Genomic DNA, 22,465 nt, shown 5'->3' on the forward strand with positions numbered 1-22,465 from the left:
ACCGAGCAAGGGTCTCGTTGACGAGGGCAATAATATGTAATAGTAGCAGTGACACACTATTGGATTCTGTCATGCCAACCAGCACACGTTTTGCCGTCGCCGTTCACATCCTTGCCGCGCTCGCAGTGAGCGACGGCACGCCGCTGCGTTCCGAAGATCTCGCCTATTCGGTCAACACCAGCCCGGTCGTGATCAGGGGACTTCTGTCACGCCTGAGCGACGCCGGGTTGACCCGGTCGCAGCTCGGTGCGGGCGGGGGAGCACTGTTGGCGAGACCCATGAAGAAGATCCGGCTGCTGGACGTCTATGAAGCAGTTGAGGATACCGAGCTGTTTTCCCTGCACCGGACACCGCCCTGCGAGAGTTGCGCGGTTGGCGGCAACATCCTGGAAGCTATGCAACCAACGTTGATGCGTGCGCGCAAAGCGCTTGAGCACGAATTGGCAAAGGTCACAATCGCCGATATTGCCGCGGAGGTCGCACGCATTGGGAAATTCAGCATTCCACTGGAATGGTGAAGTTTTTTGGCTTAAACGTAATCGTGTCAGTGACACATAGTTATTTCGTTCGGCTCTGAAGGCCGAACGTGACGGGACGAACGGCACGGGGCGCTGCGGTTCCGAAAACCACGCGGCCCCACATCATCAGGAGTAACGAATGAGCATTGGTATTATCGGAGCGGGTGCCCTCGGTTCCAACGTGGCCCGCCTGCTGGCGAAAAGGGGGGTTTCAGCGACGATCGCAAACAGCCGCGGCCCGGAGTCGCTGGCCGGGCTCGTCGGGGAGCTCGGCGCTTCGATCAAGGCTGGAACCGCGGAGGAGGCCGCGAGCGCCGATATCGTCCTTGTTGCACTGCGCTGGGTCGATCTCGAAAAAGCGCTGGGCGGCCTGCCTGGGTGGAACGGCCGTGTTGTGATCGACGCCACCAATCCCGTCGAGTTCCTCGACCCGGACTCGCCGGACGCCAAGGATCCGAACAATCCGCTCGCTGCCTATGGCATCAAGGCGATCGATCTCGGCGGCAAGCATTCAAGCGAGGTGTTCCGCGGGTTCGTCCCGGGCGCGCGCGTCGTCAAGGCATTCAACCATCTTGACGTTCAGGTCCTGCCGGAGCCGGCCCCATCGGGTGGCCAGAGGGTTCTGTTCTATTCGGGCGACGATGCCGATGCGAAGGCCACGGTCCGCAAGCTTCTCGAACAGACGGGCCATTTCCCGGTCGATCTCGGTGGGCTGGACGTCGGCGGCCCGCTGGCTTCGTTGCCATTTGGTGCGCTTGCGTCCATCAACTTCATCAAGATCTGACGGTTGCCAGACCAAAGGTCGAGATCGGTTGGCCGGCGCTGAGGCATGCTGAACTTGCCGGGAAGATGCCGCGAGAAACGTCAAAGGATCGGATGCTGCGTACAAGCCCCGACTCTTGAGACGTGGTCAGATGCAACTCACGGAAACCGGACTTTACAACGCTCTCGATGGAGAGAAGCCATGGCCGATAATCTCAACATGACATTCGGGCAGCGCGTCGCTGACGACGATATTTGCCTGGCTCCCGATCCGCGCATGTTGCTTGCCTCCATCGTTCACGATTTCAACATATTTCTGACGCCGATCATGTCGGTCCTGGAGGAGATGCAAGGTCGCGGGGCCGGAACGGCGCGGCAGTTGAAAAGGATTGACGGCGCCATCTACTGTGCCTTCCGCGCCAAGACGCTCGCGCGGCAACTGGTGGACTTTGCGAGCCCCCAACCGGCCAAGCTTGCCGCAGTCGATGTCGGCAGCCTTCTGCGACGGCTTGAGGCGCCGCTTGCAAGCTTGTTGTCAGGACGCATTCGTCTTGATCTCGACATCGCCGAGACTCTTCCCAAGGCCTTCATCGACCAGCAACTGATCGACCGGGTGTTGTTCAATCTCGTTTTGAATGCGCGTGACGCGATGCCGGAAGGTGGGCGTGTGACCATCGCGGTTGCACCGGATCGCTATCCCGCCGGTCCGGTGCGCGGCGGCAACTCGATGATCCGCCTGACCGTCGCCGACACTGGCAGCGGAATGGATGAGGCCACGCTGGAAATGGCGGGGGAGCCCCACTTCTCAACCAAGACAAATGGAACCGGCCTCGGTCTGGCCACGGTGCGGCAGGTCATGGAGCGCCAGGGCGGCGGGCTGTCGATAGCCAGCGCGCCTCATCGCGGCACCACCGTCGATCTGTGGCTGCCGGTGATGTGAGTTGCCACCATCCGAACGCCGCAAAGCCATTCCGCTCGCGGCACATCGGTACAAGCAGGATGTGCATTGGGAAGGTATCGCTTTGTATGGCCGTCAGATCGGCCAGATGCACAAGCCATGAGGTGATGAGCGATGTTGGCCGAGATTGATGCCTCTGAAATTGACGCCAATGGTTCGCACACAAGGCGGCCGCGGGTAGTCATCCTGGGTGCCGGTTTCGCCGGCGTTGCAGCAGCGCGGGCCCTCAAGCGATCCGATGCGGACGTGGTCCTGATCGATCGCCGCAATCATCATATCTTCCAGCCGTTGCTCTACCAGGTGGCGACCGCCGTGCTGGCACCGTCCGAGATCGCGGCGCCGATCCGGCAGCTGGAGGCAAAGCAGGCCAATCTGGATGTGATGCTCGCCGACGTCGTCGGCGTCGATCTGCCCCATCGCACCGTCGATACCCTCTATCCCGGGATCGGTATCCGCAAGGTGCGCTTCGATTTCCTCGTCGTCGCCACGGGCACGCGCCCGAGCTATTTCGGCCATGACGAGTTCGCAGCCTTTGCACCGGGGATCAAGACTCTCGCCGATGCCGAGGCGATCCGAACCAAAATCCTGAGCGCCTTCGAAATGGCCGAAGCGACCGATGACGAGAATGAGCGCGCGCGGCAGATGAATTTCGTGCTCGTCGGCGCCGGACCGACCGGTGTCGAGCTCGCGGCGTCGATCGCACAAATGGTGAGGGTGACGCTGCGTGGGAATTTCAGGCGGATCGATCCGGCAACCAGTACGATCACCCTGATCGAGGGAGGAGATCGGGCTCTCCCGACCTTCGCTCCGTCGCTGTCAACGAAGGTCGCCAGACATCTTGCCAAGCTCGGCGTCAAGGTCTTGCTCGGCGTCAAGGTCGACAGTGTCGACGCTGAGGGGGTGATCGCGGGAGGCGACAGAATTCCAAGTGCAACTGTTTTGTGGACGGCAGGCATGGCCGCATCGCCGGTCGTCCACATGCTTGGCGCCAAGGCCGATCGTGCGGGCAGGGCGCTGGTCGAGCCTTCGCTCAATGTGCCGGGTCAACCAGACATATTCGTGGTCGGCGACGCGGCGTCCATACAGCAGCAGAACGGGCGACCCGTGCCCGGCGTTGCGCAGGCGGCGATCCAGCAAGGGCGATATGTCGGCCGTTTGATCTCCGATAAAATCAAAGGGCACGAACCAAAGGGCGCGTTTCGCTACCGCGACAAGGGCAACATGGCGGTCGTCGGCAAGAACTACGCGATCTTGGAGTCCGGTCATCTGAGAATGGCTGGCTTCCTGACCTGGTTCATATGGGCCTTCGTTCACCTGCTGGCGCTCCCCCAACTTCAGAATCGTTGGCGGGTTCAATCGCAATGGCTGTGGACTTATCTGACCGGCCAGCGCAGTTCGCGGCTGATCTCCGAACCGCCTCCACCCGCAGGTGGCGCAGTTCCGGTCAAGGAAACCGCAGCGCCGTGAATCTGTCTGGCGCGCCAAGCGGCGATTTCTCGAAGCCGCCGCTTCGCTGACGGGCATTGCGCGGACGGCATCTGCGCAACGACGGCAGAGCGGAAATCGGCGCCGGCAACACGCTCACTATTACCCCTCGTCGGCGAGGCGGTGATAATCCCATATTACTATTTTCAGCACGCAACATTGTGGGCGCCACGGCAGCTGGTGGAATTCATGGCCAGCAGGCCGGCACTCCGCGCCAAGCTGCTGACGCTGATGAGTGCGGATCTTGCCGCCAAGCTGCCTGACATAACCATTGCCGTTTCCGGTCTCGTCGTGGAACAGGCAGCGCCTCGATAGGGCGAGAGGTCTCTTCGCCGGTCCGTTTTGGCTCCCCGTTCGTGGGTCGCGATTCATGGCACTCCATATACGAATCCGGATGCGCATGATCGGGCACAGGCGTCCTACCCGCCGCAGAGTTCTCCAAGAAGAAAGCGCCGCCCGAAGCCATAGTCCTGCTCACACACTTCATTCCGAGAGATCGGACAATCGAGCAGGAGAACGAGGATGGCAGTGGCAACCGCAACGAAGGATGAGAGGCAGGCGAAGCCTTTGCCGGCGCCGAACAGCGACTTCTATCAGCTTGTCGATGTGCTGACCCCCGACGAGCTGGCGGTGGTCAAGAAGGTGCGGGCCTACATGGAGAGCAAGGTCCAGCCGATCATCAACAAATACTGGTCCGACGACGCGTTTCCCTTCGAATTGCTGCCTTCGTTCAAGGAGCTGGGCCTCGGCGGCCTCGGCTATGAGGGCTATGGCTGCGCCGGCGGCAGCCAGAAGCTGTTCGGCTTCGTCGCCATGGAGCTGGCACGCGTCGACGCTTCGATGTGCACCTTCTTCGGCGTGCACAGTGGCCTCGCCATGGGCTCGATCTATCTCGACGGCTCGGAGGAGCAGAAACAGAAGTGGCTGCCGCCGATGGCGCGCTGGGAAAAGATCGGCTGCTTCGGCCTGACCGAGCCTCTGGTTGGTTCGGGCACGAGCGGAGGGATGACGACGACCGCCAAGCGCGAGGGCGACACGTGGGTGCTCAATGGCCAGAAGCGCTGGATCGGCAACGCGACATGGTGCGACGTTTCGATCATCTGGGCACGCGACCTCGCCGACAACCAGGTGAAGGGCTTCATCGTCGAGAACAAGACGACGCCGGGATTCAGCGTCGAGAAGATCGAGCACAAGATTGCGCTCAAGGTGGTTCAGAACGGCCAGATCACACTGAAGGACGTCCGCGTGTCGGAAGCCAACCGCCTGCAGGGCGGCAACTCGTTTCGCGATACCGCACGGGTGCTGCGGATGACGCGCTACATGGTCGGCTGGGCTTCGACCGGCATCCAGATGGGCGCGTTCGAGGCGACACTGAAATACACGCAGGAGCGCCTGCAGTTCGGCAAGCCGATTGCGTCATTCCAGATGGTGCAGGATATCCTCGCCAAGATGCTTGCCAATGTGACCGCGTGCCAGTGCATGATGGTTCGCCTGGCGCAGATGGATGACGAAGGCAAGCTCGCCGACCACCACGCCTCGCTGGCCAAGGCGTTCTGCACGGCAAAGTCGCGCGAGACGGTCTCATGGGGACGCGAGCTGCTTGGCGGCAACGGCATCGTCGCCGACTACAATGTCGCGCGCTTCTTCAACGACGCCGAAGCGCTCTACTCATACGAAGGCACTTATCAGATGCAGAATCTGATCGTCGGTAAAGCCATCACTGGCCTTGGCGCATTCGTGTGAGAAGCGGCGAGCCGGGGTCGCTCCCCCCACCCTGGCTCGCCCCCCCCTTTCCTGAACAGGAGTATCATCATGGCCGTGGAAACGGCGGGCCTGCCGCTCGCAAACGTGCTCTATGAGAAGAAGGGCAATATTGCCTACGTCACCGTCAATCGCCCGAAGGTTCTAAACGCGCTCAACACACCGACATGGTCGGATCTGAAAAAGGCGTTCGAGGATGCCCGCGACGATGCTGCGATACGCGGCGTCATTCTGACCGGCGCCGGCGACAAGGCGTTCATCGCAGGCGCCGACATAAGCGAGTTGGCACAGGTATCGGCATTCGAGGCCGAGCAGTCCAGCCGCTTCGGGCAAAGCGTGCTCGACCTCATCGAAAATCTCGGCAAGCCGGTTGTCGCTGCCGTCAACGGCTTCGCGCTCGGCGGCGGCTGTGAGACAGCGATGGCCTGCACCATCAGGATCGCGGTGGAAACAGCCAGGTTCGGCCAGCCGGAAGTCGCACTGGGTCTGGTGCCCGGCGGTGGCGGAACGCAGCGGCTGCCGCGGCTCGTCGGCAAGGGCCGCGCTCTTCAGCTCATCCTTTCCGGCGAGATGATCACTGCACAGGAGGCGTACCGCATCGGGCTGGTCAACGAGATCGTTCCGGCCGCCGAGCTCATCGCACGCGCCGACGCGATCCTGCACAAGATCGCCGCCAACGCCCCGATCGCCATCAGGTTCGCGCTTGAGGCGGCAAACAAGGGGATGGAGACGAGCCAGGGCGAAGGCCAGCTGCTTGAGGCCGCCTACTTCGGGCTATGCGCCGCGACCGAGGACAAGAAGGAAGGCACGACCGCCTTCCTGGAAAAGCGTGCGCCACAGTTTCGTGGGCACTGAAGAAACCCGACGCACACGGCAATTCAGAAAGGACAGCCCTATGGCAACCGACAACATTTTCGCCGGACTGAAGGTGGTGGACCTGGCCAGCTTCATCGCGGGGCCCGCCGCCGCGGTCATCCTGTCCGACTTCGGCGCCGACGTGATCAAGGTCGAGCCGCCAACCGGCGACACGTGGCGCATTGGCTACAAGGTCCCGCCGCAGCCGCGGTCAAAGGACAACTATCCCTGGCATCTCAACAATCGCAACAAGCGTGGACTGGCGCTCGACCTGAAGTCGCCGCAAGCGCAGCAAGTTCTGCGGCGGTTGGTCGAGTGGGCGGATGTACTGATCGTCAACACGCCCCATCCGGCGCGCGAAAAACTGAAGCTCGGCTATGACGACGTCGCGGCGTGGAATCCGCGTCTGATCTATGCTGATGTCACCGGCTATGGCGACAACGGGCCTGACGCCCAGCTTCCGGGCTTCGACCTCACCGCGTACTGGGCGCGAAGCGGCCTGCTGTCGCTGACGAGGGATGCGGGCGCTCCGCCGACATTCCCGGTCACCGGCAGCGGCGATCATGCGACGGCCGTCAGCCTCTATTCGGCAATCGTCACCGCGCTCTACCGACGCGAACGCACTGGCAAGGGCTCGTACGTCACCACCTCGTTGCTCGCCGCAGGCGTCTGGGCCTCCGGAGTCATGGCACAGGCAGCACTTGCCGAAGCCACGTTCTTCCCGTTGCACGATCGCGCCAACCCGCCGAACGCGACGTTGAATGTCTATCGGGCGGCTGACGAAACATGGTTCCTGATCGTACTGACACCGGACAAATGGCCGGCCCTGTCAAATGCGATTGGCCGTCCGGATCTCTTGACGGATGCCCGTTTCGTGGACCCTGCAAAACAGGCAACGAATTCGGGGCAGCTCACCGCGATCCTGGACCAGACCTTCGCCGCGCAACCGATGGCGCACTGGATCGAAGTCTTCGAAGACGCCCATCTCACCTTTGGCGTGGTGCAGGCACCTGCCGACGTGATCAAGGATCCGCAGCTCAGGGCGAACGACATTGTCGTGCCGCTCGAAGGTGCCGGCGGCAACCTCAACCTCACGATCGGCAGCCCGCTGCAGGTGCATGGCGTCACCAAGGCGCCGGCCCGACGCGCGCCCGAGCTTGGCGAGCATAGCGAAGAGATCCTGATGCAGCTCGGCTTCAACGCCGGCGAGATAGACAGCTTGCACGCCGGCGGTACCGTTCCGAAGGCGCCAGGACGTGCCGCCTAGAGCAAAGTACCGCAGCTGCTCGAGCTTTGCCGAGCTTAAACAGATCCTGGACGGACGGGAATTGAAGACGATGGATGAGATAGTGACGGAACGGTCCGAAGGCGTACTTCGCGTTGAACTCAACCGGCCGGAAAAGAAGAACGCGTTGACGTCGAGCATGTACGCGAAGCTCGCCGACATCTTCAATGAGGCAGGTAGGGACGACAGCGTCCGCGTGGTGCTTTGGCATGGCGCGGGAGACGCATTCAGCGCCGGCAACGATATCCAGGATTTTCTGAAGAACCCTCCAGGCGCTGGAGAATCTCCCCAGGCCCGATTGATGAACGCGCTGGCTGATTTCGGCAAGCCGATCGTTGCGGCCGTGCGTGGCGCCGCAATCGGCAGTGGAACCACCGTGCTCTTGCACTGCGATTTCGTCTATGCGGGCGAAAGCACCAGGTTTCAGATGCCGTTCATCAACCTTGCCGTGGTGCCGGAATTCGGCTCGAGCTACGCCGTTCCTGCTGCGATCGGGCATATCCGCGCGGCCGAACTCATCCTGCTGGGATCGCCATTCGATGCCAGGCGCGCCACGGAGTTGGGACTGGTCACGCAGGTCGTGCTCGATGAGAACCTGCTGCCGGTGGCGACCGAAACAGCGCACAAGCTGGCAGCCAAACCGGCTGGTGCGCTGCAAGCGTCCAAGCGACTTCTGAAGCGTTCCTTCCGCGAACAGGTCAAGGCGGCGATGCAGGCCGAGAACGAGGCGTTCAGCGTGCATGTCCGCTCCGAGGAGGCGAAGGAAGCGCTGACTGCCTTTCTGGAAAAGCGCCCACCTGACTTCACCAAAACCAGCAAACCCGCGGCGGCCGCATAGAGCGGTTGGCTTGCGATCGAATGTGCGTGATGCCGCACTTTGGCATCTAGGCCCCAGGCCGCGAAAGGAGAGATCCATGAACGACGCTTCCGCGACGAAGTCGAAATCAACATCGGGCAGCAAGGACACGGTTGGCCGACTGTTCGTTCTCGAGCTGAGTGGTGACCGCATCCACTCGATGAACCCCGACGGCTCCGACCGGAAGGTCATCGTCACCGATTGCCACCTGCCCGATGGCATCGTGGTCGATGTCGAGGCCGGCCATATCTACTGGACCAATATGGGCGTGCCCAGCCTCGACGACGGTTCCATCGAGCGAGCCGACCTCGATGGAGGCAATCGCAGGGTCATCGTCCCCCAAGGCATCACCCATACGCCAAAGCAGATCCACCTGGAGAAGCGGAGCGGCAAACTCTACTGGTGCGACCGCGAGGGTATGCGAGTGATGCGCGCAAATCTCAACGGTACGAATGTAGAGACGCTGGTTCGAACCGGCGAGGGCGAAGACGACAGCCGCGACGCTACCAAATGGTGCGTCGGCATCACGGTCGATCCCGTGCGTGGACAAATCTACTGGACGCAGAAGGGTCCCGACAATGCCGGTATCGGCTGCATCTTCCGGGCAGGCATGAACCTGCCCAGGGGCGAGGATGCCGCTGGTCGAACGGACATAGAAGTGTTGTTCGACGACCTGCCCGAGCCGATCGATCTAGAGCTCGACCTCGAAAGCCGCTTTCTCTACTGGACGGATCGCGGAAATCCGCCGGCCGGCAATACCGTCAATCGCAGCTCAATCGATGCGCCGACCAGAAATGGATACGGACCTGAGCTCGTCGTCAGCGATCTGATGGAAGGCATCGGCATCGCACTCGACGTTGCCGGCGATCGGATGTTCGTCACCGATCTCGGCGGCTCGGTCTATACCGCAAAGCTCGATGGCTCCGAGAAACGCCCGCTTCTCTTCGCCCAAGGCAATCTGTCCGGCGTCGCCTACGCCGAAATTCCCACGAAGGAGAAATGACCATGGCTGGCAGCAAACCGATCTCTCAGGTCGCCATTATCGGTACGGGTGTCATCGGCGCGAGCTGGGCGGCACAATTCCTGGCAAAGGGCCTCGATGTCGTGGCGACCGACATCGCTCCCAATGCGGAAGCGTCGTTGCGGCGCTTCGTCGACGCGGCCTGGCCGGCGCTCGACAGGTTGGGGCTCGCCCCGGGGGCCTCGCCGATGCGGCTGAGCTTTAGCGCCGACATGTCGGAGGCCGTCAAGGGCGCCGGCCTCGTCCAGGAGAACGGACCGGAGCGGATCGACTTCAAGAAAAAGCTGTACGGCCAGCTCGACGAACTGCTGCCGTCCGATGTGATCATCGCCTCGAGTTCGTCTGGCCTGACAATGAGCGAGATCCAGTCGGGGTGCCCGAACCACCCCGAACGCTGTGTCATCGCGCATCCGTTCAATCCGCCGCATCTGGTGCCATTGGTCGAGATCGTCGGCGGCGCCAAGACGTCCGAGGAGACGATCCGGCGCGCATCGGAATTCTACACTGGTCTGGGCAAGAAAACGGTCCGCCTGCACAAGGAAGTGCCCGGCCATGTCGCTAATCGACTGCAGTCTGCCCTTGCCCGCGAGGTGTATTATCTGGTCGGCGAAGGCGTCGTCAGTGTCGCCGACGTCGACACCGCGCTCTCCTGGGGTCCAGGACTGCGCTGGGGCATCATGGGCCAGGTCCTGCTCAATCACCTCGGTGGCGGCGAAGGCGGCATGGAGCACTTCCTGCAGCAATTCACCGCTCCGATGACGGCATGGTGGAAGACCTTGGGTTCGCCGGAACTGACGCCGGAGCTGCAGAAGAAGCTCATCGACGGCATTCACGCCGAGGTCGGCTCGCGGTCGATCGACGACCTTGCCGCGGAACGGGACGAGGTCCTGCTTGGACTTCTGGAATTGCGAAACAAGGCGGATGCAGAAGCGGCGCGGTCGAGTAAGGCCAATCGCGTCGCCTAGAACCGAGGCGGGCCAAGTGAGGTCCACCACCATCAAGCCATTTGGCCGGCGTCCTCGCCATCGAGCGCTGACGCGCGACATTTCCCTGAGGACGCCGCCATGGCTGGAATACAAGTCACCAGATCCGCCTATCACTATCCGCTGCTGATCAAACAGCTGTGGCATACGCCGCTCCTGCAGGCGCCCGATCAGGAGATCGTCTATCGGGACAGGACGCGGTTCACCTACCGCCAGTTGCGCGAACGCATCGGGCGGCTCGCGTACAGCCTCGACAGGCTTGGTGTGCGCGCCGGCGATACGATCGGCGTGCTCGACTGGGACAGCAACCGCTTCCTGGAGGCGTATTTCGCGGTTCCCATGATGGGCGCTGTCCTGCAGACGGTGAATGTGCGCCTGTCGCCGGAGCAGATCGCCTATACGATCGATCACGCAGGCGCGTCGGTGCTACTCGTCAATGACGACTTCGTGCCGGTTCTTGAAGGCATCAAGCCGCTACTGCCCAAGGTGAAGACGCTGGTCCTGATGTCGGATCGGGCGGCGCCTCAAACAGGCAACCTTTCCTTCGCCGGCGAATATGAGGAGTTGCTGCGCGGCGCTTCGCCCGACTATGCTTTCCCGGACTTCGACGAGAACAGGATTGCCACCACCTTTTATACGACGGGCACAACGGGTGCGCCGAAAGGTGTCTACTTCAGCCATCGCCAGTTGGTTCTGCATTCGCTCGCCGAAATGGCCTTTCTGGGCAGCGCCGCGAAACAAGGCCGGTTCTGTCGCGACGACGTCTATATGCCGATCACCCCGATGTTCCATGTGCACGCCTGGGGGTTTCCGTGGACGGCGACGCTTTCCGGCGTCAAGCAAGTGTATCCGGGACGCTACGATCCCGCCGTGCTCCTCAGGCTGATCAAGACCGAAGGCGTTACCTTCACGCACGGCGTGCCGACGATCCTGCAAATGCTGCTCGGCGCGGCCACGGCGGCAAACACGGATCTCGCAGGCTTGAAGATGGTGATCGGCGGATCCGAACTGCCGAAAGGGCTTGCCAGGCAGGCGCTGGCGCTCGGCGTCGACGTCTATGCCGGCTACGGCATGTCGGAGAGCGCACCGCTGCTTTGCCTGGCGCAGGTGAAATCCGCGGATCTGGCAGGCGGCTCCGATGAGGAGATCGATATCCGCACCAAGGCCGGCATAGCAGCGCCGCTGGTCGACATCCGTTTGCTCGACAGGGACCGCAGCGAGCTGCCGCATGATGGGAAAACGCCTGGCGAAATCGTCGTGCGCGCGCCGTGGCTCACGCAGGGCTATGTCGACAATGCCGAAGCGTCAGAGCAGTTGTGGGCTGGCGGCTATATGCACACCGGCGACATCGGTATCATCGAGCCTGACGGATACGTCCGCATCGTCGACCGGATCAAGGACGTCATAAAGACCGGTGGCGAATGGGTGTCGTCGCTGCAGCTCGAGGATCTCATCTCGCAATGCGAGGGTGTGTCGGAAGCCGCTGTCATCGGCGTCAAGGACGACAAATGGGGCGAGCGACCGCTGGCGCTCGTCATCCGGGATGCTCACACAGGCGGCGATGTCAGCGACGCGCAGATCAAGGCGCATTTGAAAGCCTTCGCCGATGCCGGCGTGATCTCGAAATTCGGTATCCCGGACAAGATCCTGTTTGTCGATGCACTGCCCAAGACAAGCGTGGGCAAGTTCGACAAGAAGAAGCTCAGGGAGACATACGGCGAACACTAGCCCATTCTATTCGATGCAAAGGGTGCCGAAGCTTATCGCATAGCGGCGGCGCACTGTCGCAACCCGGTTGCTTCAGAGGCGTTGGCGGCCACGCGGGTCGCCCTTTCGATGGAGTGCGCAGAAACAACCAAATCGCAGCACGCCGATGCAAGCGACAGGCATCTTGCGTGGCTAAGCTTCTGCTAATGCTGTCGATCAATTGTGACACAGGGGTATATTTCCGCAGCTCCCTCCGGGCACGGGCTGCAAGTCAGCTGTGGATGAAGTCCGCCGCACTGCGGACAAGCGCGTGGGACATGTAGGATAGGCTGGGGCTAGCAATGCTAGCTTTGCAGAGCGCCAGTCTTGGGAGAAGCGAGTCTCCTGGAACGCGTCGCCAATCCACCCGAATATGGCCGAAAAGAACTTGGTCCGTCTTTGGCGCTGGCGGTAAGGTCATCGCGCCACCTTTGCCGGTTCGTCCACGATCCTCCGCGACATGGCGTCTCCGGCAAAGGCAGGCCCAATCTGGAGGCCGGCCATGGAGCGACCTGTGTCAAAGGACGGAGCCGAAGCGGCTCCGTTCAGCAGCGAGCAAGAGCTTCGCCTGTTGGTGGAAACGCTTCCGACGCTGGTGTGGCAAGCCGAGCCCGGGGGCAATATCGAGTACGTCAACAAGCGTGTTCTCGACTATTTTGGCGCGCCGCTGGACGAAATCACCGGCTGGGGATGGGTGGATAGAGTTCATCCCGATGACGTCGCTTTCAAGGTGAAGAACTGGCTCGCAAATCTCGAAACCAAGAGTCCTTCCGATGTGGTCTGCAGATTTCGCGGAGCGGATGGCCGGTACCGCTGGTTCAATGTTCGTGGAGCACCACTGAAGGACAGCGATGGCCGCGTTCTCCGCTGGTACGGCGTCCTGATCGACGTTGACGATCAAAAGAACGCGGAGGAGGCGGTTCGGGAGAGCGAATACAAGCTCCGTCAGATCTTTGAGACAGTGCCAGGACTCATCTGGTTGGCCGACCCCAACGGCAACATGTCCTATGTCAACCAGCGCATCTTGGACTATATCAGCGCGCCATTTGAAGAAACTATTGGCAGCGGTTGGGAGGCATTCATACACCCCGACGACCGTCCGGAAACGGCAAAGGTTTTCCAGCAGGCAATCCAGACCGTAACTTCTTACGAGATTGTGCACCGTCTGCGTCGGTCGGATGGCGCATATCGCTGGCACCATACCCGTGCCGAACCTATGCGAGATCGACAGGGAAACGTCATCCAGTGGTACGGCCTTTCTGTCGACATCGACGAAGCCAAACGAGCCGAAGACCGTCTGCGCCGCAGCGAAGCCCTTCTGGCCGAGGCGCAGAGGCTGGGCCACAGCGGTGCGTCGGCCGCCAATGAATCGACGGTTCTTTATTTCTCGGAAGAGGCCTACCGAATCTGGGGGTTTGACCCGGCACTGGGTATTCCAAGCCCCGAAGCCATGTTCCAACGGGTCCACCCCAACGACCGGGACCAGGTGCGCGCAAAGTCTGAGCGCGTGTTCAGTGACAAAAGAGGCTACTCGCACGAGTACAGAATCGTGCTGCCCGACGGAACGGTCAAACACATCGAATCGATCAGGGAACCTGTGTTTTCGCCAAGCGGAGAGGTCGTCGAAATTGTCTCTACGCAGATCGACGTAACGGAGCGCAAGAGAGCGGAAGATCGACTACGCCGCAGCGAAGCCTATCTGGCGGAAGCACAGAGCCTCAGTCACAGCGGTGTCGCGGCCTACAATGAGACGAAGATTCTCTATGGGTCGGAAGAGATATACCGCATCTGGGGGGTTGATCCGGCGCAAGGTATTCCGAGCCTCGAGGCCGTGATCCAACAGGTCCACCCGGACGACCGCGACCGGATGCGCGCACAGGTTCAGCGCGCGGTGGACGAGAAAAGAGACTACTCAATTGCCTACAGAATCATACTGCCCGATGGAACAACCAAACACCTCGAAGCAATCGGCCGACCTGCGTTTTCCGCAAACGGGGAACTTGTCGAGATTGTCACCACACAGATCGACGTAACGGAGCGCAAGAAGGCCGAAGACCGGCTGCGCCGCAGCGAAGCCCATCTGGCCGAAGCACAGAGGCTCAGTCACATCGGTGCGACGGCGGCCAACAAATCGAAGGTCCTCTATTTTTCGGAGGAGGCTTACCGCATTTGGGGGCTTGATCCGACGCTGGGTATTCCGACCTTTGAATCGATGGCTGAACGGCTTCACCCGGACGACCGGGACCGGGTGCTTGCACGGGTTCAGCTCGCATTCACCGAGAAAAGAGGCTACTCGCACAAATACCGAATCCTGCTGCCCGATGGAACGGTCAAACACATCGAATCAATCGGGGAACCTGTGTTGTCCGCAAGCGGGGACCTTTTCGAGGTCGTCGCCACACAGATCGATGTTACAGAGCGCAAGCGAGCTGAAGAGGCCCTGCGTGAGAGCGAACACAGGCTCCGTCAGATATTCGAAACGGTCCCGGGCCTGCTCTGGTCGACGGATCCAGCCGGCGAACCGACCCAGCTCAATCAGCGCTTCTTGGACTATACAGGCCTGCGATTTGAGGACTTCAAGCATGGTGGTTGGGAGGCCTTCCTGCACCCCGATGACCTTTCAGAAGCCGCCAAGGCTTTCTATCATGCAATTCAGACCGGAACTTCGTTTCAGGCCGTCAGCCGTCTCCGTCGAGCGGACGGCGAATTCCGTTGGCACCATACGCGTGGCGAGCCTCTGCGCAACCGGCAAGGACACATCGTCCAGTGGTATGGCTTGTCAGTCGACATCGATGAAGCCAAGAAGGCCGAAGACCGGCTACGCCGCAGCGAGGCCTATCTGGCGGAAGCACAGAGGCTGAGTCACAGCGGTGTGTCGGCTTACAACGAGACCGCGATTCTCTATGGGTCGGAGGAGACTTACCGTATCTGGGGGTTCGATCCGGCTAAAGGTGTTCCGACTCGCGAAGCCGTATTCAAACGGGTCCATCCGCTTGACGTCGAACGGCTGAACGCGGTGGTTCAGCGCGCGGTGAGCGAGAAAAGAGGCTACGAGATCGGGTATAGAATCGTACTGCCCGACGGTAGGATCAAGCACCTCGAAACAATCGGCCACCCTATGTTCTCCGCAAGCGGGGAGCTTGTCGAGATTGTCACGACACAGCTCGACGTGACGGAGCGAAAGCGTGCCGAGGAAGGAATGCGGGAGAGCCAAGAAAAATTCCGCGACTACGCCGAGAGCGCCTCCGACTGGTTCTGGGAAATCGGGCCGGACTACAAGTTCACATTGCTGACCGAGAATGCGTTTGGTTCAGACTCGACTGATCGAATCGGCACGGCGTGCTGGGATGGTGCTCTCGATCTGGAAACGGACCCGGAGAAATGGCGGCTTCTCCAGGAGACCCTCGATTCCCGCAAACCGTTCCGTGACTTTGTATATCACTCCGCTCGCCGTATCGGCTCCCCCATCCATGTGAAGGCCACCGGCAAGCCGGTGTTTGACGCCGACGGAGAATTCCTCGGCTATCGTGGCACGGGTACGGACGTGACAGCGATCATGAGCGCGCAGGAGGCGCTGCGTGAAAGCGAACGACGGGCACGTTCAGCACTCGACGGGATAGCCGGTCTCATCACGGTCAATGACTCCGACGGTAAGCTCGAGACCGTCAATCGCCAGGTCCTGGAGTATTTTGGTCGACCGCTGGAATGGTTGAAGAACTGGGGCACAAACGATGTGATACATCCTGAAGACCTTCCTCGTATTCTTGAAATTTATAAGAGAGCGACGGCCTCGGGGACTCCCTTCAATTACGAACTACGTCTGCGGCGCTTCAACGGTGAATATCGATGGTTTGATAACCGCGGCGTCCCAATTCGCGATGACTCCGGGCGCGTCGTGCGTTGGTACGTTCTGCTGACGGACATTGAGGATCGCAAAAGAACGCTGCAACGATTGGAGCAGTTGCAATCGGATTTCGCTCACATGAACCGCGTGAGCTTGATGGGAGAACTCGCGGCCTCGCTGTCCCATGAAATTACGCAACCCATCGCCGCCGCACGCAACAACGCCCGCGCGGCGATGCATTTTCTGGATCGAAAATCGCCGGATCTGGCCGAAATCGGAGAAGCGCTCGCCTCTATCGTCGACGATGCAGACCGAGCCGGCGATATTATCGACCGCATCCGTGACCACATCAAAAAGGCGCCGCCGCGAAAGTCTCGTTTCGATCTGAATGAAGCGATCGAGGAAGTAATCGGGTTGGCGCAGGGTGCGATCACCACGAATGGAGTCTCGGCACGTACCCAACTGACGGAGGTGTTGGCTTATGTCGAGGGGGATCGTGTTCAACTGCAACAGGTCGTGCTGAACCTGATCCTGAACGCGGTTGAAGCCATGAGCACGGTCGAGCCGGGACGGCGGGAGATATTGATCAGCACTGAGCAAATCCAGACCGGTGGCGTTCTGGTTTCCGTGCGCGATTCAGGGCCTGGCATTGATCCTGACCATCTCGATCACGTTTTCCAGGCTTTCTACACCACGAAACCGAATGGGGTAGGGATGGGACTGTCTATTTCCAGGTCGATCATCGATGCCCATGGGGGCCGGCTGTGGGCTGACGTGAATGCATCACGGGGGGCCGCCTTTCGGTTCTCGTTGCCTGGCTCAGGCGGAGAAGTCACTAACTCTCGTCGCTCGGCCGGACGGACTGGATAGCTTGACGGAGATACCGTATCAGATACCGTTCATCAAACGGTTTACGAAGGTAACAAACGACCCCATCGTTGATCGCACGAGCCTGATCAAGGTCGTCGGGGTAGGCGGTAATGAGGATTGTCGGAATAGCGTAACCCGCCTCGACGAGGTGCTCATGGAGTGCGAGCCCGGTCATCCCAGGCATATTGACGTCAGCGATAAGGCAGGCGGTTTCGCCGAGACGAGGCGACGCGAGGAAATCAGCCGCCGAAGAGAAGGCCGCCACGTCGTAGCCAAGCGATCGCATGAGCCTTTTCATGGATTCGCGAAAGAACTGATCATCCTCGACGACTGAGACCAACGACACCACCGGCATAGGTGTGCTCCGGAATGCGCACGAAGCGCGATGCGGGCGCCCCCCACAACGTTCCGCGTCTCCATGCGATTGGGGCAGCGTGCGCCCAAGAGTGAGGCGGGAGCAATACCGGTCTCTGTAAACTTTGGCTTATGCCAGCGCGCCATTTCCGCAGTTGGGTGTCAGAATGCTCCAAAGTGGACAGCAGAGCGCATAAACTTTCGTTTACGCCTGCGGCCATCCCCCGATGGAGAATGAGACTGTTCACGTCCGCGGGTCGGGACTAAGCTCGCGACAAAGGAGCTCGCGCGAGCAGCACCAATGTCGGACGCGAACGCTACCATCCTGGTCATAGACGACGACGCAGCCCTGCGAGCCTCGATCGGGCGTCTGTTGCGATCGCTCGACCTCGAGGCTCGGCTGTTTGCGTCGATCTCGGAGTTTCTTGAGTCAGACCCACCGAATGGTCCCACTTGCCTGGTGCTCGACGTCAGATTGCCGGGACGAAGCGGCCTTGATCTTCAACGCCAGCTCGCCGCGGTGAACAGGGAGATCCCGATCATCTTCATCACAGGCCATGGCGACATCGCCATGTCGGTGCAGGCGATGAAGGGCGGCGCCATTGAGTTCCTGACCAAGCCTTTCCGCGACCAGGAGCTCCTCGACGCCATCCAGCTCGGCCTCGCGCGTGATCGAGCCCGGCGGGAGAATGAAGAGGGTCTGGTCGTCCTCAGGGAGCGGTTCGCGTCGCTGAGTCCCAGGGAGCGCGAGATCATGATCGAGGTCGCGCGCGGTCGCCTCAGCAAACAGATTGCCGGCGATATCGGCATCGCCGAAGCCACTGTGAAGGTGCACCGCAGCCGTTTGATGCGAAAGATGAAGGCCAATTCGCTTCTCGCGCTCAGCCGAATGGCGGAAAAGCTGCAACTGGTGCCTGATGAGGAACCGCAATACTCCTGAAGCGCAGTCGCATCGCCGGGGTGGTTCCAACGATATTCGGTCTGCGGTTATTCCCGGTGTAAGCCAAAGTTCAGTCCAGTGAAACCATGACCTTATTCCGCGCCACCCGCGTGCAATAGATCGCGCCGCTCCAAACCATCAAACTGCCTGTCACCACGGCCGAGTTCGTGTTCGTTCTCTTGAGAGCCTGCATGAAAGTTCGGCCCTGCTGCTACGGAGTGTTGTCGAGGGTTCGATATGGAACGGCCATACAGCGATGCCGCGGATGTTTCATCTCCAATGGATCTCGAGTTTGGCTCCCTGGCAAACAGCCTCGTGTTGTTGCTTGAAGCAGCCCAAAGCGAGATCGAGCATGACCAGGACGCGGCAAAGACATCGCTGGCAGCCGCGTCATCCATTCTCCAGCTGGAAATCGAGCGTCGTTCAGGCGTCAACAATTCCAGAACGGGTGGATTGGCGGGTTGGCAGATCGCCCGGGTCCGTTCCTTCATCGACCGGAACCTGCATCGAACGATCCACGCAAGCGACCTCAGCGAAGTTGCGCGGCGGAGCACGGCGCACTTCTCGCGCTCGTTCAAGCAAGCATTCGGCGAGCCGCCGCATGCTTTCATCGTGAGGCGGCGGCTCGAGGAAGCCTGTCACCTGATGCTGACGAGCGCAGCTTCGCTGAGCGAAATCGCGCTGACCGTCGGCTTTTCAGACCAGGCACATTTGTCCAAGCTTTTCAGGCATGCCTTTGGCCAAAGCCCGGCCAACTGGCGGCGCGAGCGCGAGATCCTGTGGCGCCGCTGACTCCTATGCGCGTGGCGCCAGTAGCGCGGCCAGCGGCGCCATATCGCCGGCGCAAGCGCCTCATTCTTTGGGCTGCCGGCATCACCGCATTTGCCATATTCGGGTACGATCTATGGAGCCCGCTGCAGGGAGCGGTCGCCGTCCTCTACATCATCGTCGTGCTGCTCGTTGCGCAGATCGGCACATATCGTGGGGTCCTCCTGACCGGCCTTGGCTGTGGCATCCTCGCTTTGATCGCTTTTGCTACCGATCATTTCGGCGATCCGTTGGACTCGGCCTATGTGCGCTTCGGCGTCAGCCTCGTCGCTATTTTCGCCGCAACGCTGCTGTCCTTGCGCGATCGATCGGCGCGCACAACGCTTGCCGAGCAGGCGCGCATCCTCGAGCTCAGTCACGATACCGTCATTATCCGCGATGCGAACGACCGGATCGTCTACTGGAATGACGGCGCACACCGGCTCTACGGCTGGGCTGGAGAGGAGGCCGTCGGAAAGCACTGTGGAGAGCTGCTGCACTGCGAATTCCCGGCCGACCAGGTGGATTCTGCCTTGGAGCAGCATGGACATTGGGCAGGCGAACTCATGCGAGACCGAAAGGATGGCACGCGGATTGTCCTTGCCAGCCGCTGGCTGCTGCGTCGCGACCCGGAGGGAAATGCCATCGGCTTGATCGAGAGCAGCGCCGATGTCACCGAGAAAAAACGCGCCGACGCCGAACGGCGGCGCTCCGAGCAGCGCTACAAGACGATCTTCAACAGCGCAGGGTTCGCCATCTGGGAAGCTGATTGGACCGAACTCCACGGCCATATCCGCAAGAGAGTGCCATCCGGGTTGGATCTGGCTGGCTGGCTCGCCAACCATCCCGAAGTCCTGCGTGAATCCCGCGCCCCTGTTTACGTACGCGACGTCAACACCGCAGCAGTCGAACTCTTCGACGCAACCGACCGCGAAGCGCTGCTCGGCAATAGCATTCTGGCGTGGATGCCCGCCGGATCGGAAGTGGAGTTCGCCAGCGTACTGGCCGGACTTGCCGGTGGCGCAGACATGGTCGAGCGCGAGGTGCGATACTTGACGCTGTCGGGCCGTCCAATCGACGTGCTGCTGCGTATGCGCCTGCTTGCCGGCGGGGAGCCCTGGTCGCGGGTCCTGGCAATGGGCCTCGATGTGACGGAACGCAACGAAGCGCGCTCGAAGTTGGAACAGGCCTCCGCTGAACTCGCCCATGCCGCGCGTGTTTCCACGCTCGGCCAACTGGCCGCGTCGATCGCCCACGAAGTCAACCAGCCGCTTTCCGCAATCATCACCTACGGCAAATCGGCCAAACGTTGGCTGGCGAAGTCCGAACCGGACGTTGCCGAGGTGGCCAACTGTCTCGATCAGATCGTTTCCAACGGCAGCCGTGCGGCCGATGTTATCACACGCATGCGCGCCCTGGCGAGAAATGGGCAGGTGCAGGTGGAAACGCTGCACCTTTGCAGGCTGATCAATGAGTCCATTGCCCTGGTCGAGCGCGAGGTGCGCCAGCACCAGATTGCCGTGCGATTTTCTTCTGGCGGAGAAGATGTCCTTGTGACAGGGGACCGGGTGCAGATCCAGCAGGTGCTGGTCAATCTGGCCATCAACGCCATTCAGGCGATGTGCGACGTCCAAGGCCGACTGCGCGAGCTACACATCAGCGTTGAGGCCGAGGCCGACGTGATGATGTGCGTCAGCGTCTGCGATTGCGGCAACGGCATTTCCGGCGACCCGGCGCGGATCTTCGAGCCATTCTTCACGACCAAGCGCGAGGGCATGGGAATGGGCCTTTCCATCAGCCGCTCGATCATCGAGGCGCAGGGCGGGCGTATTGGCGCTGCCAACAATAGCGATCACGGCGCCACCATTTCCTTCACCCTTCCCGTCGCTGCTGCTGATCAGCCCATCCGAAAAGGCGCGATGGATACTTCCGTATGATTGGCGCGACGCGCAAGAAGGCGCATCCTTGCGACTGTGCCGGGCCATTAACGCGTCCGGGCAGGAGTGACGTGTTGAAGCAGCCCGCGACCATCTGCATTGTCGACGATGACAGAGATGTCCGGCTCAGCCTTAAGAGCTATCTTCGGGCTGCTGGCATGGATGTGCGTACTTTCGGTTCGGCCGAGAGCTTCCTGAAATCGCCCGACCGTGCCGAAACGGATTGCCTGGTGACGGACTTGCATATGCCTGGGCTTGACGGCCTGGGACTGCAGCAGGAACTCAACCGAATTGGCCGCAACTTCCCAGTCGTTGTCATGACGGCTTTTCCAACGATGGCTGCCGAAGCGGAGTCAGCGCAACTGGGTGCCGCGGCCTTTCTGGAGAAGCCGATCGATCCGGACGCTCTGCTTGAGAAGGTAGAGGCGGTTTTGCCGCGTCGCCGGGCGCGCCGACGGGTCGGGCCGAGAGACGGGATCTTGCGATGACGAGTCCAAACGAAGTGCCTGACCTCATTTGCGTGATCGATGACGATGCCGATATCCGCGGATCGCTGGACAGCCTTCTGCGCGCGGCCGGCTTTGCCGTGCGCACATTTGCCGCGCCGGATGAATTCCTGGCCAGTGCCGACGCTGACCAAGCGACTTGCCTGTTGCTCGACATTCGCCTGCATGGGACGGACGGGCTGGATTTCCAGCAGGCACTGGCGGAAAGTTCCATTCCTGTTCCGGTCATCTTGATCACCGGCCACGGCGACATCCCCATGACGGTGCGTGGCATGAGAGCAGGTGCAGTCAATTTCCTGTCCAAGCCAATCGACGAGGATGAGCTGCTCCGATCCGTGCAGGGAGCCGTCGCCATGGATCGCGAGCGCCGGCTGGCGCAGCGCGAAGGCGAAAATGTGCGCGCCTGCTATGGAATGCTGACGCCGCGCGAACAGGAAGTCATGTCACTGGTGACGGCAGGTCTCATGAACAAGCAGGTGGCCGGCCGCCTCGGCCTCAGTGAAATCACCGTCAAGATTCACCGCGGCAACCTCATGCGCAAGATGCAGGCCCAATCGCTCGCTGATCTCGTCCGCATGGCCGAGGAGCTTGGTGCTCGCAATTCGTCCGTCGCCCGCTATCCCCGCGCGGGCTGAAGGAGGACGTCGGCGCAAGGTCGCCGGTCATGCCAGCGAGCACCGGCAGACCGCAAGCGCCGAGCGGTGCATCGCTCCGATGTCTCCACAATCTTAGCCGGTGGGTCTGTAAGGCCTTCGGGCGCGCGGCGACGCCAGGCAAGGTTATGCCCATCTCCATTGGGTCGGCTGAATCGGGCACCATGCAGCGTAACCTAATGGTCGCCTGACCCGTCCCAAATCATCCTTTGGTTTGACGCCTCGGCGGACCCGTGCGACCTGTCGGGCTTCCCTCATACCTGCGTATGATCCTCAGGCCACGGGCAAAGCGTTATTTCACTGGTCGATCGCCAATTGTTCTGG

Annotated in this window: 19 protein-coding genes; 18 read left to right on the top strand and 1 reads right to left on the bottom strand. The window is 61.1% G+C overall.

Annotated features, from left to right (window positions below):
- Positions 1–71: 71 nt before the first annotated feature.
- The 13 genes from H0241_RS00075 to H0241_RS00130 all read left to right on the top strand — a co-directional run bounded on the left by H0241_RS00075 (position 72) and on the right by H0241_RS00130 (position 16,944).
- Complete coding sequence (locus tag H0241_RS00075) at positions 72–518, top strand: Rrf2 family transcriptional regulator (protein ID WP_181055410.1); 447 nt, start codon at positions 72–74, stop codon at positions 516–518.
- Positions 519–657: 139 nt separating this feature from the next.
- Positions 658–1,302 carry an NADPH-dependent F420 reductase gene (locus H0241_RS00080; RefSeq protein WP_181055411.1) on the top strand — a complete coding sequence of 215 codons (645 nt, stop codon included), beginning with the start codon at positions 658–660 and terminating at the stop codon, positions 1,300–1,302.
- A gap of 180 nt (positions 1,303–1,482) precedes the next feature.
- Entirely contained in the window at positions 1,483–2,220 is a 738-nt protein-coding gene (locus H0241_RS00085) for a sensor histidine kinase (RefSeq protein ID WP_181055412.1), read from the top strand.
- Positions 2,221–2,352: 132 nt separating this feature from the next.
- A complete protein-coding gene (locus H0241_RS00090) occupies positions 2,353–3,705 on the top strand; it encodes an NAD(P)/FAD-dependent oxidoreductase (protein ID WP_181055413.1) in 1,353 nt (450 codons plus the stop codon).
- 207 nt (positions 3,706–3,912) lie between these two features.
- Positions 3,913–4,038 (top strand): hypothetical protein, encoded by a 126-nt coding sequence (locus tag H0241_RS36080; RefSeq protein ID WP_268926394.1) that lies wholly within the window; start codon positions 3,913–3,915, stop codon positions 4,036–4,038.
- 207 nt (positions 4,039–4,245) lie between these two features.
- On the top strand, positions 4,246–5,466 hold the full coding sequence (locus H0241_RS00095) for an acyl-CoA dehydrogenase family protein (RefSeq protein ID WP_181055414.1): 1,221 nt from the start codon (positions 4,246–4,248) through the stop codon (positions 5,464–5,466).
- A 69-nt stretch (positions 5,467–5,535) separates the two neighbouring features.
- A complete protein-coding gene (locus H0241_RS00100) occupies positions 5,536–6,339 on the top strand; it encodes an enoyl-CoA hydratase-related protein (protein ID WP_181055415.1) in 804 nt (267 codons plus the stop codon).
- A 40-nt stretch (positions 6,340–6,379) separates the two neighbouring features.
- Complete coding sequence (locus tag H0241_RS00105; RefSeq protein ID WP_181055416.1) at positions 6,380–7,606, top strand: CaiB/BaiF CoA transferase family protein; 1,227 nt, start codon at positions 6,380–6,382, stop codon at positions 7,604–7,606.
- Between the two features lie 82 nt (positions 7,607–7,688).
- Positions 7,689–8,462 (top strand): enoyl-CoA hydratase, encoded by a 774-nt coding sequence (locus H0241_RS00110; RefSeq protein ID WP_328824576.1) that lies wholly within the window; start codon positions 7,689–7,691, stop codon positions 8,460–8,462.
- Positions 8,463–8,538: 76 nt separating this feature from the next.
- The gene (locus H0241_RS00115; RefSeq protein WP_181055418.1) at positions 8,539–9,483 is read left to right on the top strand and encodes a 3-hydroxyacyl-CoA dehydrogenase; all 945 of its coding nucleotides are present in this window, start codon (positions 8,539–8,541) and stop codon (positions 9,481–9,483) included.
- A 2-nt stretch (positions 9,484–9,485) separates the two neighbouring features.
- Positions 9,486–10,466: a 3-hydroxyacyl-CoA dehydrogenase NAD-binding domain-containing protein gene (locus tag H0241_RS00120; RefSeq protein ID WP_181055419.1), complete on the top strand. Its 981-nt coding sequence runs from the start codon at positions 9,486–9,488 to the stop codon at positions 10,464–10,466.
- Between the two features lie 99 nt (positions 10,467–10,565).
- Entirely contained in the window at positions 10,566–12,212 is a 1,647-nt protein-coding gene (locus tag H0241_RS00125) for a fatty acid--CoA ligase (RefSeq protein WP_181055420.1), read from the top strand.
- Positions 12,213–12,732: 520 nt separating this feature from the next.
- The gene (locus H0241_RS00130; protein WP_181055421.1) at positions 12,733–16,944 is read left to right on the top strand and encodes a PAS domain-containing protein; all 4,212 of its coding nucleotides are present in this window, start codon (positions 12,733–12,735) and stop codon (positions 16,942–16,944) included.
- Here H0241_RS00130 and H0241_RS00135 read toward each other — a convergent pair.
- Entirely contained in the window at positions 16,910–17,299 is a 390-nt protein-coding gene (locus H0241_RS00135; protein ID WP_181055422.1) for a response regulator transcription factor, read from the bottom strand. The two genes, H0241_RS00130 and H0241_RS00135, sit on opposite strands and share 35 nt — an antisense overlap.
- A 300-nt stretch (positions 17,300–17,599) precedes the next feature.
- Here H0241_RS00135 and H0241_RS00140 point away from each other — a divergent pair, with 300 nt between their 5' ends.
- From H0241_RS00140 to H0241_RS00160, 5 genes are all read left to right on the top strand, one after another.
- Positions 17,600–18,238: a response regulator transcription factor gene (locus H0241_RS00140; protein ID WP_181055423.1), complete on the top strand. Its 639-nt coding sequence runs from the start codon at positions 17,600–17,602 to the stop codon at positions 18,236–18,238.
- Between the two features lie 279 nt (positions 18,239–18,517).
- Positions 18,518–19,030, top strand: coding sequence for a helix-turn-helix domain-containing protein (locus H0241_RS00145; RefSeq protein ID WP_181055424.1), 513 nt, complete (start codon positions 18,518–18,520; stop codon positions 19,028–19,030).
- On the top strand, positions 19,018–20,982 hold the full coding sequence (locus H0241_RS00150) for a PAS domain-containing sensor histidine kinase (protein ID WP_328824577.1): 1,965 nt from the start codon (positions 19,018–19,020) through the stop codon (positions 20,980–20,982). Before H0241_RS00145 ends, H0241_RS00150 begins: the two co-directional genes overlap by 13 nt.
- A complete protein-coding gene (locus tag H0241_RS00155; protein WP_181055425.1) occupies positions 20,979–21,470 on the top strand; it encodes a response regulator transcription factor in 492 nt (163 codons plus the stop codon). Before H0241_RS00150 ends, H0241_RS00155 begins: the two co-directional genes overlap by 4 nt.
- Entirely contained in the window at positions 21,467–22,123 is a 657-nt protein-coding gene (locus H0241_RS00160) for a response regulator transcription factor (RefSeq protein WP_181055426.1), read from the top strand. The genes H0241_RS00155 and H0241_RS00160 overlap by 4 nt, the downstream gene beginning before the upstream one ends.
- Positions 22,124–22,465 lie beyond the last annotated feature (342 nt).

Source organism: Mesorhizobium neociceri, from assembly GCF_013520985.1.
Lineage (GTDB): Bacteria > Pseudomonadota > Alphaproteobacteria > Rhizobiales > Rhizobiaceae > Mesorhizobium > Mesorhizobium neociceri.